Raw genomic sequence first — 15,796 nt, 5'->3', positions numbered from 1 at the left:
CCTCTCGATCGTTCTTGAAATGCGGACGCCGCGTCAGCGCGCGTCCGTCAGCGTCATGCGCAGGACGAGCGGCTGCGCCATCCCGCGCGGTGGCGCCGCGCCGACTGCCCGGCCGACGAGTGCGGCGTGCAGCGCCGCGTCGAGCACCGGCTGCGCGGCCGCACCGCTGTCGATGCGCGTCACGTGCCCGTACCGGTCGAGCCACGCGCGCACCGGCAGCACGGGGCCATCGTCGCCCGCATCGGCCTGTTCGCCGGCCCAGCGCTCGATGCCGGCGCGCAGGCGGCACACCGCTGCGTCGTCGCTTTCGCCGTCGAGTGTCGCCTGCAGCCACTGCGCGATGCGCTGTGCGTATGCGCTCCACGCGGCGGGCGCATCGTCCGCGGCCGCGGCTTTCGCCTCGTGCCGCGCGCGGCCCGGCAACCACCCGCGCAGCACGGCGCCGATCCGGCTGCCGGCGCGCGTCACTGCGCAGTGGCCTCGACCGCTACCGTGGTCGCTTCGGCAGTCGACGCATTTGCCTGATCGCCGGCCGCCGCACGCGCCGCCGCCTCCTGCTCGGCCATCGCGGGACGGTTGCGCAGGTGCAGCAGGAATTCCTGGATCAGGCGATCCCACAGCTCGATCGTCGAGCGCAGGTAACGCTCGGACACCCCGCCCGCGACGACCACGTCCATTTCCAGCGCGAGAAACTGCCCGTGGCTCGCGAGACGCGCGAAGCGCTTGGTGCGGTTCCAGTCCGCGACGAGTTCGAGCGGCAGCTCGCCCTGCACCTGCAGCACGCACGACAGCGTGTAATCGATGTACGGCAGCGCGGCGAGCTGTGCGTCGGCGCCCTGCGGCGCGAGCACGGCAGCCGGGTTGCCGAAGCGCACCGCAAAGCCGATACCCTGGCTCGCGCTCATCAGTTGCACCGTGCCGTTCTGCTCGGCCGCCGTCACGCGGTAGCCCGCGCGGCGCAGCACGTCGGCGAGGCGGTCGGCGCTGATCGATTCGATCGGCGCGTCGTGTGCCGCGCGTTCGTCGCCGGCGTTCGGTTTGTTCTCTTGCATGTCTGTCTTCCCCATATTCAACGAATCGATCGATTCAATCCCGGTTGCGCGCTCACTGCGCGTTCGCCGAAGCAGCCGACGCCGGTGCCGGTGCAGCGGCAACCGGCCGCGCGGCCGGATCGTACTTGCCCGCATACAGCGCGTCGCCGTAGCGTTGCGCGAGGTCGTCGTACTTCACGCGCGCCGACTGTGCGAACGGCTGACGCGACGCGAACAGCGTGCCGATGCCGACGTGCTCGTACGCGTCGAGAATCTCGTGCCCCACGCGATACAGCTCGGCATTGTGTGCCTGGCAGGTTTTCAGCTGCGTGTCACGCGCGGCGACGTCCTTCTGCAATTGCGTGTGCTGCGCATCGCGGCCGCGTGACACGGCAAGCAAGTCCTCGTAGGACGACTTGTATTTCGCCAGCGACTTCGCGTCCTGCTCGCGGCCCGCCCGCTCCTGCGCAAGCGCGCGCTTCGCGGCCGCCTCGGCGCCCGAGTCGCCGCGCGCGGCCGCAAGCTGCCCCTGCATCGCCTTCAGTTGCGCGAGCGCGTCGTCGCGCTGCTTCTCGGCCGTGGCCTTGTCGCTCTGCAACTGCGCCTGGCTGTCCTGCAACTGACGCAGCTCCTGCACGGTCGAGCGCAACTGGCTGCGCAGCTTGTCCTCGATGCTCTGCGCGTGCGCGCCGCCGGCCGCGAGCAGCAGCGTGCCGGACAGGGCGGCCGCGAGCATCGTGCGAGTGATCATGTTCATCCGCGGCTCCGGTCAGAAGCGAGCATTGAGCTCGATCTGCAGCACATCGATCGATACCGGCGGCCCGTACACTTCCTTCGAGCTCAGGTAACGGGCCGACACCCACGTGTCCCGTGCAACCGCATACGCGGCGCCGAGCACGTAGCCACGCGCGTTGGTGCCGCCAAGATGGAAGTCGGGATCGTTGAACGCGTCGAGCACGGCGTCCGGCTGCAGGTACTTGTATGCAACCGAGAAGTTCCACTGGCCCTTCTCGCGCGGCTCCGGCTCGCCGAACGTCGCCTTCGCGAGGAAACCATTCGGGCCGCTGCGGTAGTCGGCGCGCGTCGCGTTCACCGACGTCGAATCGTAGTTGTTGACCGGCAGCGACGCCGCCGCGAACGCCTTGTTGTCGTTGTATGCGAGGTTGCGCACGTATTCGCCGTCGAGACGCAGCTTGAAGCGGTCGGCCACGACCGTATCCCACTGCGCCTTCAGGTCGAGCAGCCGGTAGTTGTACGCGAGCCCGAAGAGCTGCGGCTGCGGCGTCATTCCCGGTGCGAGGTTCGGGTTCTGCACGATGTTGCGCAACGCGATCAGCGTGTTGCCGCCCTGCATGAACGTGGGCGCCTCGTTGTCGGTGCTGCAGCTCGTCGCGCCGAGATACAGCGCGCACGGTGACGACAGCGTGCCGCGCATGTTCTGGAAGTCGTAGTACGCGACCGCACCGCGCAGCCGGTTCTTCGCATCGATCTTCCAGTCCGCGCCGAACTGCGCGCCGAACATCCACTTCGTGTCGCTGCCGGCCTTTTCGGTGCTGTTCGACGGGAAGTTCTCGCTCGTGTACTGGATCGGGAACACACCGAGCGTGCCGAACAGTGTGACATCCGGATTCCACGGCAGCGCATGACGCAGGTTCGCGGCCAGCCCGTCCATCATCAGGTCGTCGGAGAACACGAGATCCGACTTGAAGAACGGATTGTCGAAACGGCCGGCCGTCAGGTTCAGCCACGATGTCGGCTTGTACGCGAAGAACGCCTTGTTCAGCCAGATGTTCTTCTTCCCCCAGCCGCCCCCGGCCGTTCCCGTCGTGGAAACGGGGCCGTTGTCGTTGCCGCTCGCGAGCTGGAGGCCGGCAATCATGTCGTCGGACAGCGTCGCCGTCACGCCGAGCCGCGCGCGGTAGCGCAGCAGGTTGTTGCGGTTTTCCCGCGTGTTCTGCGTGGGAATCTGCGTGCTGTTGGTGTTCTGGTTGACGTCGAACCCGCCGGCCTGGTTGATCGCCGCGAAATTCGTCACGCCGTTCGTGTTGCCGCCGCCGTAGAAGTGATACTCGTCACGCACGCGCATGTCGCCGTCGAGCTTGATACGCGACACCCAGTCGGGGAACGTGTTCGGCTGCGCCCAGTTCTCGGCCTTCGCCTGCGCGATCACTTCCTGCTTCACCTGGTCGCGGATCTGGTCGCGCACGAGCTGCGGCACGTACGGCACCGCGACATCGCCCGGCTGCGTCGGCGGGTTGACCACGCCGCCCGCCACGACCGGCGCGCCCGACGCGCGCGCCGACCGCGCCTGCACGGCTTCCGTGCGTGCTTCGCTGATCAGCTCGTTCGCGTTCTGCTGCGTGAGCACGCCGCGCTTCACGAGCAGGTTGATCAGGTTGATCACCACGCTCTCGGTCGGCGCGGCTTTCCCCGATGCCGCCTGCGCCTCGAGCGATTGCCCGTGCGCGGCGGACGCGCAGGCCAGCCCGAGCGTGAGCACCGCCGCGCCGACGCGCGACAGGCGCGCGGGCAGCGCGCCGTTGCGGGGTACCCCACCCCGTCCGTTCATCTTCCGCTTCATCAAAGGACTCCGAACAATATCCGTTGCTTTTCCGGCAGCATCCGTGCGACGGCGCCACCCCATGATTCTTTCGTCGTTTCGCGCGCGCATCGTCATGCCGGCTTGCGCCCCTGAAGCTTGACGAGCACCGGATACGACGTCGCCGGCGGCGGGACTTCATCGACCCTGCCGAGCGCTTCCACTGCCGCGACGACAGCCGTGTCGATCTTCGCGTCGCCAGTGGACTGCGCGATCGTCACCTTCGTGATCCGCCCCGACGCATCCATCCACAGGTTCAGGCTGCCCGCGAAACGCGCGCCGCCGGCCTCCTGCACGCCCTTGTCCTGCTCGATCGCGCGCTGCAGCACGTACACCATGTATTGCGCGTAGCTCGCGTTGCCGAACTTGCCGCCCCCGCCGCTGCCCAGCAAGCCCGAGCCGTCGCCCGCGCCGATGCCGAAGTTGTCGGTGCCCGCCTGCGCGTCGGCATTCATCGTCATCTGCTTCGGCTGGTTGTCCGACGGCTTCGGCGCCTCCGAAGGCTTCGGCGCGATCGTCGGCCGGTCGACCGGCGTCTTGACCTCTTCCTTCACCTTCTCGGGCGGCGGCTTCTGTTTCGGCGGCGGCGGGGGCGGGGGCAACGGAATCACCGTCGTCACCTGCGGCGCGCTCACGCGCTTCACGCCCGCGGTATCGCTCGCGAAACGCCAGATCAGCGCGGCCACGCCCGCGAGCACCAGTGCGATTGCGACAGGCTTCACGTAGCGGCCGGGGCCCTTGTCCGGCGGGCCGCCGTTGTAGGTCATTTCCATCGCGTCAGCCGCCCTGCTTCGCCTTGCCGGTCACCAGGCCGACCTGCGACAGGTCGAGGCGGCGCAGCAGGTCCAGCACGTCCATCACCTTCTGGTACTGCACGCCCGCATCGCCCTTCAGCACGATCGGAAACTCCGGACTGGTCGCCTTCTCGGTGCGCAGCCGGCTCTCGAGTTCGTCCATCGTCACCGGGTATGCGTCGAGGAATACCTGCCCCGAATCGGCGACCGTGATCGCCTTCGTCTTCGGCTTCGCGAGACTCGCGGACGAGCTCGCCTTCGGCAGATCGACCTTGATGCCCTGCACCGACGCGGTCGTCATGATGATGAAGATGATCAGCAGCACGTACGCGAGGTCGAGCATCGGCGTGATGTTGATGTCGTCGTACGGCTTGTCGTCGTCCTGAACCTGCATGGTGGTCTCCTGCGTGCGTTCGATGCGGTCAGTCGGCCAGCACCGCGTGATCGGGCGAGCGGTGCGCTTCGGCAAGGCGCGTGACGAATTCGTCGACGAACACCTGCATGTTCGCGGTCACGTTCTTGTTGCGGATCAGCAGGTAGTTGTAGCCAAACAGCGCGGGAATCGCGACGAACAGGCCCGTGACCGTCGCGAGCAGCGCGGCCGCGATACCCGGCGCGATCGCGTTCACGTTCACGTCGCCGGCCGCCGCGATCGCCGCGAACGTGATCATCACGCCGACCACCGTGCCCAGCAGCCCGAGGAACGGGCCGCCCGAGATCGCGATCGTCAGCAGCACCATCGACTTCGACAGCCGCTGGTTTTCGCGCACGAGCGTCGCGTCCATCGACGCGCGGATCGCCTCGATCGACTCCGACGTGATCACCGTGCGGCCGTTGCCGTCCACGCGGCTGTGGATTTCATGCACGCCGGCCTTGTACAGCCGGTACAGCGACGACTGGTACAGCCGGCGGCCGTCGGTGCTCGCTTCGTCGACATGCGCGAGACCGACCAGGTGGCGCCCGGCCACTTCGCGGAACCGCTGCACGAAATACAGGTTCGCCTTGTCGACGGTGCCGACGTAGCGCGCCTTGGTCCACATCACGACCCACGACACGACCGCCATGCCGAGCAGGATCGCGATCACGACCCACGCGTCGACCGTCACCGACTGCACGATCACGCCGAAATAGCCGAAGCCGAAGCCCGACTGCTTCTCGTCGGCGCCGTACGCGACGAGCTTCGATTCCGAACCCTGCGCGAGCGCGTCGACCGCGATCGCGGCCGGCGAGCGCGCGATCTTCGACAGGCGCAGTTCGTCGAGCGCGCCCGCATACGCGGCGAACCCGGCCGGCGCGCCCGTGGCGTCCGCCGCGACCGTCGCCGCGCCGTTCAATGCGGGCAGCGTCGCCGCGACTTGCGCAGCCTGCTTGCCGTTCACGTAGACGGTGAGGTTCTTGCCGTCGGCCGTGACCGCGAGATAGGTCCACTGGTTCGCGTCGACCGGCGAGGCGGCCGGCGTGCGCACCGGTGCCGGATTGCCGGCTGCGCCCTGGACTTCCGCGAACGGCACACCGTTGTCGAGGCCGATCAGCAGCGCATTCGCACCGTCGCGGCGGCTGTAGAGCAGCGTGTTCGGCGCCAGCGCCGACGGCTTCACCCACGCGCTGAACGTGAAGCTGCCGCCGGCCGCCACGTTCAGCGACGGGCTGGCCGGCAGCGTCAGCGACCCGTTGCCGTCGAACCGTGCACCCTTGCCGACGATGCCGTCCTCGACCGTCTGGAACGACGCGTTCTGCGCGTGGTTGCCGTACGCGGTCAGGTCCTTCGGCGGCGCACCCGCCGCGCCGTTGAAGTGATAGACGAGCGTGTAGTCGGCATCGAACGTCTCGGCCGGCTTGCTGCCGTCCGGCGCCTTCTTGTTGCCGTAGTACATCCAGATCGACTCCGCGGCGCCGGCCGGCATCTTCGGAACGTCGACCCAGATCAGCGCGACGCCGAGCACCGGATCGTATTGTTCGATGTGGTAGTTCAGCGGCGTCTTGTCGTCGCCGGCGACGAAGCGGATGTCGGCGCCGTTGTCGGCCAGCCCGTCGAACTGGAAGTTGCCCGAGTGCAGGCGGATCAGCAGCGGCACGCGGCCGGCCGACTCCGCGAGGTTCGCGCCTTTCGCGCTCGCATCGATCGTGATCGCCTTCCGGTACGACCAGTCGTTCTGCCACCACGCGTTCGCGATGCCGGGCAGCACGCCGAGCATCACCGCCAACAGGAAAAACAAGACTCGCTTCACGATCCACTCCCCGAATGTGCGGGCGCCGCGCTCGTCGCATCGCCCCGGCACGATCAAAAAAAATCCGTCAGAACCCCAGCCTTACGTAGAAATCGAACCGCGGGCTGTACTGCCGCGTATAGACGCCCGCCTTCAACGGCCAGCCGGCCTCGAAATCCGCGCTCGCATACTTCATGATCTGCACCCGCGTGCCGACACCGACACTCATCAGGTTGAAGCGCGACGTCTGCTCCGGCAGCGGGCTCAGCAGCCACAGGTGCGCCGCGTCGAAGAACGCGTGGAAGCGCCACTCGTTCACGCGGCTGCCGACCGCACCGCCGAGCCATTTCGCGAGCGACGGGCTGCGCAGCTCGATCGACGCGATCACGCCGCTGTCGGCCGTGTCTTCGGCCTGCATGTAGCCGCGTACGCTGTTCATCCCGCCCGCGGCGAACTGCTCGCTCGACACGAGCGGCGAGTTCGAGATCTGGGCATTCACGTGCGCGTTGGCCTGCATGTCGTTCGCGAAGCGCTGCGTGTGGTTGACATCGAACTTGCCGTACACGAAATCAGGCGTCGCGTTGTAGCGCTTGTTGTCCCACGCGCCCCAGTCGCTGCCGAGGCCGCGGATGTTCGTCGTCACCGACGCGGAGAACGACGTCTGCGAATTCTTCAGGCTCAACTGGCCGTTGTACGACAGCGTCACCGGCACATACGTGAGCGGCGCCGTCGAGCTCGCCTGGCCCGGCATCGACACGTTCTCGTCGAAGTGCTTGCGGTCGATCTCGATGCTGACCGAGTGCGCGTAGGTCTCCGTCGCCGGCAGCGCATAGATCGCGGTCAAGCCGTAGGTGGTGCCCTTGCCGAGCACGTTGGTGCTCGCAACCGACGCGACGTTGCTGTCCGAATGAACGACCGTCGCGAGGAAGCTCCAGCGCGAATCCTTGATCGGCGCGAGATACGAGAACGCGTAGACACGCGCATCGTTCGGATGCTGCGGCGCGATCACGTAGGTGCCGGAAATCACGTGGCCGAGCTGCCACAGATTCGAGTAGCTGAGGTTCGCGGTCGTGCGCAGCGTCGACGTGCCCGGGCTGTTGTCGTTGTTCAGCTCAAGCGAGGCGTGCAACGGGCTGTGATCGTCGACCTTCAGGTCGACGTCGACCGTCTGCGGCAGGGCGCCCGGCTTGAGGATCGGAATCACCTGCCGGTCCGCCGAGCGGTTCAGATCGGTGAGCTGCTGCTGGGCCTGGTTGAAATCGGGCACCTGGCCCTCGGCCAGCGCGGGCACCGCATCACGGATGTTCTGCGGCGAGTTGTATTGCGCGCCGTCGACGCGCAAGCGCCCGACCTTCGCTTCGGTCACCTGCAGCAGGATCACGCCGTTCTTCACCTGCTGCTGCGGCAGCTCGACGACGACCGACTGGTAGCCGCGATCCTGGTACACCTTCTGCAACGCATCACGTGCCGCGTTCACGTCGGCGAGCGTGCGGCCCGGCCCTTCGAACGGATACACGGCCTTCTCGATCTCGAGCGTCGGCAACGTCGTGTTGCCGCGCACCACGAAGGCATTCACGTCGAACGACTGCGGTGCAGCCGGTGCCGCCTTTGCGGCCGGCGCGGCTTCCTGCGCATGAACGCCCGGCGCGAGGCCCAGCCCTCCGGCCAGCACGACACCCGCCAGGCATCGGCAGTTCAGCCGCCATCGTTCGCGTGACTTGCGGTCTACTCTCGGCGGCATGCGCCATTCCCCTTTGTTGTTCCGGATCGAAGCGAAGCCGCACTGCACCAGCCGCTCGCTCCGCTATCAGTTGCCTGTTTCACTTTGATGACGATTTATTCGTCATCCTTAGCATGACATGTGCAATGCTTTTCCCGATTTCCGTACCCGATGCGTTCAACCGCATCTACCGGAAAGGACGAAGCGAATCCGGAAAACCCGCAACCTCCGGCGCGCATCGTCGCGATCAGCCGCCTGACGACGCATCGGCACTGCTGCGTCGATCGGCAACGACCATCGTGTGCGGCGCACGAGTCGCCGCTCTCACCTACCTAGACGGAACCGGGCGCGCATTGCCGCAAACTTTTTTTCGCGGGCCGTCCGACGCGACGCCGGAAGCAGGACGCGGCCGCCAGCGTGCGACCTGCAATGCGCGCGCAACGACAGCCGGCGCGAATCGCGCGGCGCGTTGCGCAGGAATGTGCGTGGCCCCCGTTTCGTGTGCGTATCGTCTGCCGTGGCTGCCAGGGCTTCCGGACATCGCGTGCGTGCGAGATCGCCGGCAAACGTGTTGCGGCCCCGAAGACAACGCGCGACGCGCATCGCCCCCGTGCGGGCAACCCGACAATCCTCGGGTTTCAACCGGGAAGTTTTTGTGACATTCCGCTGAAGATATGCACGAGATGCGCGCGAGGCCGTTTCCTTCCGCGCAGCGCACACGCCGTGCGGCGCCGGGACAAGCGTCCCCGCGACGAGAAATCCTGCGGTTTGCGGCCGTTCGCTTCGTCCTAGCTATTGGGTAAAAACATCAACGACCGGATCCATCCATGTCATTCGCGACGATGTTCGTACGGTGGCTCGCTGAACGCCTGTCCGGCCACGCCGAGACCGCGGGCCGGCGGCCGCCCGCCGCCTTTGCCGCGGCGCGGCGCCCGTTGCGCTGGCGCGCGCCCTGGCTGGTCTGGCACCTGCTGTCATGGATCGTGCTCACGTTGCTCGCGCCGCCGATCTGGACGATCGGCACGCTGCTGCTGATCGACGCGTCGAGCGACCAGCCGCTGTTCTGGATGTTCGCGATGGCGATCGTGCCGGTCGCGAACGGGGCCGCGATCGTCGCGACGAACCAGCGCCATCACCGCACGCCGTTCACGCGCCGCTCGACGGTCGCGCTCTACCTGTTCTTCGTCGCGATGGCCGTCGGCTGCACGCTGTTCGTGCTGCTGCTGTGGCGCTCGCATGCGATCGCATCGCTGGTCGGCCCGCTGGCGCTGACGACCGACGGCACGCATCCCGCGACGCTCGCGTTCTGGGTGGCCGGACTCACCGCGATGTTCGGCGTCACGTCATCTGCGCATGCGAGCATCGTCCATGCGTGGCTGGCATTCGAGGACTGAGCGCCGCCCCACCGCCCTTGCAGGAGGTTGCGAATGCATCGATACGGAAGATCCGGCCGCACGCGGCCGCTGCGCGCACGCGGCATCGCGATCGTCACGGTGCTGCTCGTCGTCGCGCTGGCGGCCACGCTCGCGGCGAGCGTGCTGTGGCGCCAGCAGGTCGCGACGCGCGACGTCGAGAATCAGCGGCTCGCGACGCAGACGATGTGGGTCGAACGCGCAGCGGTCGAATGGGCGCGTGCGACGCTGCGTGCGCAGAGCGCGACGTCGAACGTCACGTTCGTCGGCCAGCCGTGGTCGTCGCCGGCCGCCGACGTGCAGCTTGCGGACCTGCTGCCGCCCGAAGCCGCGGCGGTCAACGCGGAGCTGTCGCGTGCGTGGATCTCCGGCCATGTCGAGGATGCGCAGGCGCGCTTCAACCTGACGAACCTCGTGATGCGCATCGCGCCCGGCAAGCCGTGGCAGGCCAACGGCGAAGGCGTGCTCGCGTACCGGCGGCTGCTGAGCCAGTTGTCGCTCGATCCCGCGCTCGCGCAACCGACGGCCGACTACATGCTGCGCTCGCTGCGCGACACGAACGGCCCCGACGGCTGGCCCCTTCAGCTCGTGTCCATCGACGATCTCGCGCGCATTCCCGGCTACGACGCGCATGCGATCGACACGCTGGCGCCGTTCACGACGATCCTGCCGGACCTGACCACCGTCAACGCCAATACCGCGGCCGAGCCCGTGCTCGTCGCCGCGATCCCGACGCTATCGGCCAGCCAGGCCAGGCGGCTCGTGGACCGGCGCGGCACGGCGTACTTCGTCAGCACCGGCGACATCGCCGAATACCTGCTGCCCGCGAGCGGCGGCAATTCGACGCTGCCGGACGGTTCGACCGTCGGCGTCAACAGCCTTTACTTCATCGTGCATTGCCGCGTGCATTCGGCGCGCATCAACGCACGCGTCGACACGCTGATCGCGCGCTACGGCAGCGGCAACTTCACGTGGACGTCGGTGATCTGGGTCCGCCGGCTGACGAGCTGAACGCGGCGCCTGCGCGCCGCTACGCCCGCTAGTTCAGCGACGATTCGCTCAACGCGACCGAACGCATGCCCTGCGCGGCCGCGCAGTCGAACGACAGCCGCGTGAGGCTCGTCTCGCGCACTTCGCCGAGCAGCCGGTTCCAGTCGTCGATCGACACGAGCAACGCGATCGGCCGGTTGTATTTGGTGACCATCACGAGCGCCTCGCCGGCGTGCCGCAGCGCCTTCGACGGATTGCTGCTGAAGTCGCGCGTCGCCATCGCGATCGTGCGCAGGCTGAACACGCTCGCTGCCGGGTCGCCGCCGTCGTCATGCAGCAGGCGTTCGAGCGTCGCCGCGCGCAGCAGCGCCTGCGACTTCGCGGACAGCCGGTTGTCGCGGCGCCTGCGCCGCTCGCTGCGCGGATCGACGTGCACGGCGAGCATCCGCACGATCTGGCCGAGCGTCGCCGCGGGCAGCTGGTCGTAGCGCCGCCACCAGTCGGGCGGCAGCGCGATCATCATCCCGGCATAGGTGGCGGTGACGCCTTCGGCGATATGCGACGGCACGCGTTGCGCGTCGCGTTCGTCCAGGCCGAGCGCGCCACTGACGACGCGCGTCATCACGCTGAACGCGTTGTACGCGAGCGCCGCGATGCCGCTCGCGAGCAGCGACGCGCGCGCGGGCACGCTGCCGAACAACGTGCCACCGGGTACCGGGTCGAGCGGAAACGGCAGCGCTTCGCGCCAGCGCTGGCGCGCGAGCTGCATCACCTGGCACGCGTCGAACGGCTCGACCGGCAGGTTCGTCAGCACCGCGACCCTCGTGCCCGGGTGGCCGCCAGGCACGTGACCGCGCCATTCGATCCGCCTGAGCGTGCCGGCCACTTGGCCGTCGCCCGCGATGACAACCGACTGCTCGCGAACCTCACCGCCGTCGAGCGGGCCGGCATCGCGCCAGCCGCCGAGCGGCCGGCATGTCGCCGCGCCGCCATCGTCGCGCAACACGAAGGCAGCGCCGCGGCGCGGCCAGCCCGACACGATCGCGTCGATATCGAAACGGCCGTCGACGATCCACATCTCGCCGGGCCGAACCGCTTCCAGCAGCGCGCCGACGAATGCGCGTTCGTGCGAACGGCCGCGCTCGACCGGTAGCAGATCGACGATCATGGCAAGCTCCGGATCGTAGACCGGCAGCACACGTGCGCCGGTCGGACCCAGCGCCGCGTCACGTACCGGGTCGTCGCACGCGCGGCCGCAGTCGCAACCGGCACCGCCGTGCGCACAACCGTCGCCCGTGCCGTCCAGCACGCGCAGCCGCATTCCGCCGAGCGCGCGCCCGCGTTCGTCGGCCCGCGCCGCCGCCACCGGCAACAGCAGATCGACGCTGTCCCTGACGAGCGCACGCCCCCAGCCGGCACGCCATCGGCTCATGCCGTCGTGAAGCGCGGCCACCGCGGCGCCCGGCACGGACGATGCGTGTCCGGCCACACCGTGCGGCATCTGCGATGTCGGCATCTGCGTCTGCGCGGCAATCGCCGCGATCGCGTCGACCGCCAGCGCGAACAGCGTCTCGCGGATCGATTCGTCATCGGGTTCTTCGTCCGCTTCGGCCGCCGTGTCGATCCAGTCGTCGTGCAGCGCGCATTGCAGCACGAGCCGCGCCATGATCGTCATCGGGCTCTGCTCGACGAAGCGTTCCACAATCGTGCGCATCATCCGGTCACTCCACCTTGTTCGGCCAGGTGCACCCGCCAGCCTGCGTCGCGGCGCAATCGCACTTGACGGGCCGCCCGCGACGCCGCAGCATCGTGTGCGACCGGACCCGTGCGACGACGCGCCGTTGCGACGGTCCACCCGCAATCGATGCACGAGGCACCGGCATGTACGTAGATCCCCGCGTGGCCCATGGCCGCGCCCGGTTCGACCTGAGCGGCTCCCCGCGGCTCGTCGCCGACGAGCGCCGCTGGGAAATCAGCGACGTGGTCACACGCGGCCTCGACGATTTCACGGGCGTGCGCAATCGCCGCAACCTGATGCGGCTGCTCGAACGCCAGATCGCCCCGAAGCTCGTGCGCCTCGGGCTCGAGCCGTACGTCGGCGCGCTCGGTCATGCCGAAGGGTTGTTCGTCAACTTCTCGACGATGAGCGCCGAGCATGGCCTGCGCGAATTCCAGCTGCAACTGACGGTGCCCGACCTCGTGCTGCGCAGCTTCGCGTCGAACGTGATCCGGCCGCACGCGGTCGCACGCTGCATGCAGCGCAACGGCGTGATGTCGCTTGCGGAAATCGAACATGAAACGCGCATCGCGTTCGTCGCGGCGCGCGTGATGCGCTCGCTCGCCCTCGCGGAAGGCTGGCAGCAGATCGGCGTGCCGACGCCGCACGGGTTGTTCGTCGGCGCATTGACCGACGCGCAAGACGTCTCGATGAACACCTATTTCCGGCCGGGTGACAACGACCGGCCGTCGCGCTGGAGCGGCTTCGCGGCCCTCTTCTCGACGATGCCGGACTGGCGCCCGGAACAGGTCCGGCACGGCGGCGAACTGCTGCAATGGATGGTCAACCATATCGTGGCCCTGCAAGAATCCGCACCGTTCGTCGAACGCTTTCCCTTTCTGCGCGAGCCGCTGCGCGATGCCGGCGATCCGCTCGATGCCGCATGGAACGGCGCACGCGCCGGCCTGCGGCCCGGGTCGCCATCCTGAATCGTGAAGCCGTGTTTCCGTGACGCGGCCGGCACCTACTCGCCACACGCGCGCCGCCGTACGTGAACGGTGATCCGGGAGCCCTCTCGGCCCCCGTTCCCCGGTCTCCGCTTTACCGCCCCTCTTCACGGTCCTGCTACACGGCCCCCTCGCTCTCTCATATACAAGGTCGAAGCGGGCTCGTATAACCCGCAGACTTTCTTCAGACGCTCGTGGACCAGGCGCGAACGCGATCGCGCACCACACCGGTGCGTGCTCGAATCGCCATCGCGTCAATGCGTGCGCGTCGACCCGCCGGGCTCCTGACGGCCGACCGTCTCCAGCACGGCCCACATCCAGATCAGCTCGCGGACCGTGCGCGCGTGCTCGTCGCTCTGCGCGCGCCAGCGCCCGAAAGCGTCGAGTTCCTGCTCCGTCGTGTCGCCGGCGCGCAACCACAGCAGCCAGCGCACGGCGCCCTCGCGGATCGCGTCGGCGCGCGTATTCGCGTCGCCGGGATCCGTGTCCCGTTGCGATTCGTTCATGATCACGCCACCGCCCGAAGCTCCATCGACACACATCCCCCGCACCGCGCATCGCTGCGCGGCCGGGGCGCTTGCCACCCACGCCTCGGGTCCGACGACGTCACACCGGGCCGCCACGAAGGACGGCCCGGCGTTTGCCGGCCCTCATTGATCAAGTCGTATCGGACGGCCGTAACCCGCAGTGCGCGGACGGCCGCAAGCGTCGCGAACGCATCGCGTGCGGGAGGAAGACGGGGAAATAAAACGCGGGAAGCCGGTCAGCTCAGCAGCACGATGTTGCCGGGCAGGCGCGTGATGTGTGCGCCATACAGGCGGCCGACCATGTCGATCACGTCGTCGAGCCGCGTGATCGGGAACTGCGCCTGCATCCGGTTCTCGCCGAGCGACGCGCTGCGCAGGATGACCTTGCCGCGCCGGTAGCGGTTGATCTCGTCGACGACGTCCGACAGCGGCACGCCGTTGAATACCAGCATGCCGCGCCGCCATGCGCTGACGGCGCCCGGATCGATCCGGGATACGGGCTGCACGCCGCGATCGTCGTAGACGACCTGATCGTCGGCGTTCAGCGTGCGCGCGCCGCGCGGATGTTGGAGCGCGACCGTGCCCGACAGGCAGGTCACGCAGACCTGTGCGCCCGTGCGCCGCACGTTGAAGCGCGCGACGGTCGCCTGCATGCGGCCGCCGCCTGCCACCACGGTGACGGGCTGGATCGGCGTCGCGCGGTCGGCCGGCGGCGCGGCCGCGTCGATCTCCGCTTCGCCGGCGACGACTTCGACGCCGTGCGCGGCATCGCTCGCGGCCAGCACGTCGAGGCGCGTCTGCGTATTCAGTTCGACCGTCACGCGCGACGACAGCGCGACGCTGCGCTGCTCGCCGGTGCCCGTGTGGTAATCGGCCGCGAGCTCGCCGAGCGACGGCCACAACTGCAGCGGCGGGCGTACCGCGAGCCACGACGCGCCGGCTGCGACCGCGAAACCGATGAACGCGCGCCGCCCGGTGCGCATCGTGCGCTCGCGCTTTGCAACGTTTGCCCAGGCAGCGGCCGCGCGTTCCTCGTGCGCGAGTTCGGTCGCCGCCGTGCGCAGCGAGCTCCAGGTGTCGCGCAGCAGATCGGCGGCTTGCGGACGATCGGCGCACCAGCGCTCGAACGCATCGGCTTCGGCCTGGCTCGCTTCTCCCGAGCGCAGACGCAGCAGCCACGCACTCGCTTCGTCGGGTTCGTCGTGGGCAGGTTGGGCCTGGGCTTTCGTCATCGTCCTGAAGCTCAAAATTTACGCGGGCCGCCTCGCGTGCCCGTGTACGGATCACCGTCTTCCTGCATGCGCTGCAGGCAGTACTTCATTGCCGCACTCAGCTCGCTTTCCACGAGCCGCAGCGAAATGCCGAAATGCTCGGCGATCTCGCGGTTCAGCAGGCCGTCCACGCGGGCGGCCAGCAGGATCGCGCGGCGTCGCGGCGGCAGGCCGCGCAGCACGTCCTTCAGGGTCTCGACCTTGCGGCGCGCCGCGACGATGCGCTCGGGATCGGCCAGTTCGTCGGGCATCTCGAGCAGCGTCTCGACATCGTCGTCGTGCAGATGGCGCCGTTCGCGGCGATGCTGGTCGATTGCGACATTGTTCGCCATCCCAAGTATATAGGCGTCCGCGTTCGTCACCTGCGTGGAGACGTTCGCGTTCTCGAGACGCAGCCAGGTTTCGTGCAGCGCGTCGGCGGCGCCGTCCTTCGACCCTGTCACGCGCTCGAGGCGCCTGACGAGGTACGCGTAGCGCGTCGCCAGCAGCTTCCTGAGCCCGGTGCGATTGCTGTCGGTCAT

15 protein-coding genes are annotated in these 15,796 nt (G+C 68.3%); 3 read left to right on the top strand and 12 right to left on the bottom strand.

Annotated elements, in window-relative coordinates:
• Positions 1-33: 33 nt before the first annotated feature.
• The 8 genes from HAV18_RS00845 to HAV18_RS00810 all read right to left on the bottom strand — a co-directional run bounded on the left by HAV18_RS00845 (position 34) and on the right by HAV18_RS00810 (position 8,372).
• Positions 34-468 carry a hypothetical protein gene (locus HAV18_RS00845; RefSeq protein ID WP_166951415.1) on the bottom strand — a complete coding sequence of 145 codons (435 nt, stop codon included), beginning with the start codon at positions 466-468 and terminating at the stop codon, positions 34-36.
• The gene (locus HAV18_RS00840; RefSeq protein WP_166951412.1) at positions 465-1,052 is read right to left on the bottom strand and encodes a YbjN domain-containing protein; all 588 of its coding nucleotides are present in this window, start codon (positions 1,050-1,052) and stop codon (positions 465-467) included. Before HAV18_RS00840 ends, HAV18_RS00845 begins: the two co-directional genes overlap by 4 nt.
• A gap of 52 nt (positions 1,053-1,104) precedes the next feature.
• The gene (locus HAV18_RS00835) at positions 1,105-1,788 is read right to left on the bottom strand and encodes a hypothetical protein (protein ID WP_166951409.1); all 684 of its coding nucleotides are present in this window, start codon (positions 1,786-1,788) and stop codon (positions 1,105-1,107) included.
• Between the two features lie 12 nt (positions 1,789-1,800).
• Entirely contained in the window at positions 1,801-3,612 is a 1,812-nt protein-coding gene (locus HAV18_RS00830; protein ID WP_166951406.1) for a putative porin, read from the bottom strand.
• Between the two features lie 92 nt (positions 3,613-3,704).
• A complete protein-coding gene (locus HAV18_RS00825) occupies positions 3,705-4,403 on the bottom strand; it encodes an energy transducer TonB (protein WP_166951403.1) in 699 nt (232 codons plus the stop codon).
• 4 nt (positions 4,404-4,407) lie between these two features.
• On the bottom strand, positions 4,408-4,818 hold the full coding sequence (locus HAV18_RS00820; RefSeq protein WP_011354695.1) for a biopolymer transporter ExbD: 411 nt from the start codon (positions 4,816-4,818) through the stop codon (positions 4,408-4,410).
• A 28-nt stretch (positions 4,819-4,846) separates the two neighbouring features.
• Entirely contained in the window at positions 4,847-6,652 is a 1,806-nt protein-coding gene (locus tag HAV18_RS00815; protein WP_166951400.1) for a MotA/TolQ/ExbB proton channel family protein, read from the bottom strand.
• Between the two features lie 67 nt (positions 6,653-6,719).
• Positions 6,720-8,372: a ShlB/FhaC/HecB family hemolysin secretion/activation protein gene (locus tag HAV18_RS00810; RefSeq protein ID WP_243771513.1), complete on the bottom strand. Its 1,653-nt coding sequence runs from the start codon at positions 8,370-8,372 to the stop codon at positions 6,720-6,722.
• Between the two features lie 806 nt (positions 8,373-9,178).
• Between HAV18_RS00810 and HAV18_RS00805 the strand changes: the two genes are divergently transcribed.
• Together HAV18_RS00805 and gspK are read left to right on the top strand one after the other, a co-directional pair.
• A complete protein-coding gene (locus HAV18_RS00805) occupies positions 9,179-9,745 on the top strand; it encodes a hypothetical protein (protein ID WP_166951397.1) in 567 nt (188 codons plus the stop codon).
• 33 nt (positions 9,746-9,778) lie between these two features.
• Positions 9,779-10,774, top strand: coding sequence for a type II secretion system minor pseudopilin GspK (gene gspK, locus HAV18_RS00800; RefSeq protein WP_166951394.1), 996 nt, complete (start codon positions 9,779-9,781; stop codon positions 10,772-10,774).
• Between the two features lie 28 nt (positions 10,775-10,802).
• Here the strand turns inward: gspK and HAV18_RS00795 are convergent, their stop codons facing one another.
• Positions 10,803-12,470, bottom strand: coding sequence for a type II toxin-antitoxin system Phd/YefM family antitoxin (locus HAV18_RS00795; protein WP_166951391.1), 1,668 nt, complete (start codon positions 12,468-12,470; stop codon positions 10,803-10,805).
• Positions 12,471-12,634: 164 nt separating this feature from the next.
• Between HAV18_RS00795 and HAV18_RS00790 the strand changes: the two genes are divergently transcribed.
• Positions 12,635-13,459: a hypothetical protein gene (locus tag HAV18_RS00790; RefSeq protein WP_166951388.1), complete on the top strand. Its 825-nt coding sequence runs from the start codon at positions 12,635-12,637 to the stop codon at positions 13,457-13,459.
• 272 nt (positions 13,460-13,731) lie between these two features.
• Here HAV18_RS00790 and HAV18_RS00785 read toward each other — a convergent pair whose 3' ends face one another.
• The 3 genes from HAV18_RS00785 to HAV18_RS00775 form a co-directional block, all read right to left on the bottom strand.
• Positions 13,732-13,983 carry a DUF4880 domain-containing protein gene (locus tag HAV18_RS00785; protein WP_243771512.1) on the bottom strand — a complete coding sequence of 84 codons (252 nt, stop codon included), beginning with the start codon at positions 13,981-13,983 and terminating at the stop codon, positions 13,732-13,734.
• A 257-nt stretch (positions 13,984-14,240) separates the two neighbouring features.
• A complete protein-coding gene (locus tag HAV18_RS00780) occupies positions 14,241-15,236 on the bottom strand; it encodes a FecR domain-containing protein (protein WP_166951382.1) in 996 nt (331 codons plus the stop codon).
• Positions 15,237-15,247: 11 nt separating this feature from the next.
• On the bottom strand, positions 15,248-15,796 hold the full coding sequence (locus HAV18_RS00775; RefSeq protein WP_043177401.1) for an RNA polymerase sigma factor: 549 nt from the start codon (positions 15,794-15,796) through the stop codon (positions 15,248-15,250).

Source organism: Burkholderia sp. D-99, from assembly GCF_011605345.1.
In the GTDB taxonomy this organism is placed as follows: Bacteria; Pseudomonadota; Gammaproteobacteria; order Burkholderiales; family Burkholderiaceae; genus Burkholderia.
Note: the sequence above shows the minus strand (reverse complement) of the source record. Positions and strands in the feature narration are given on the sequence as shown.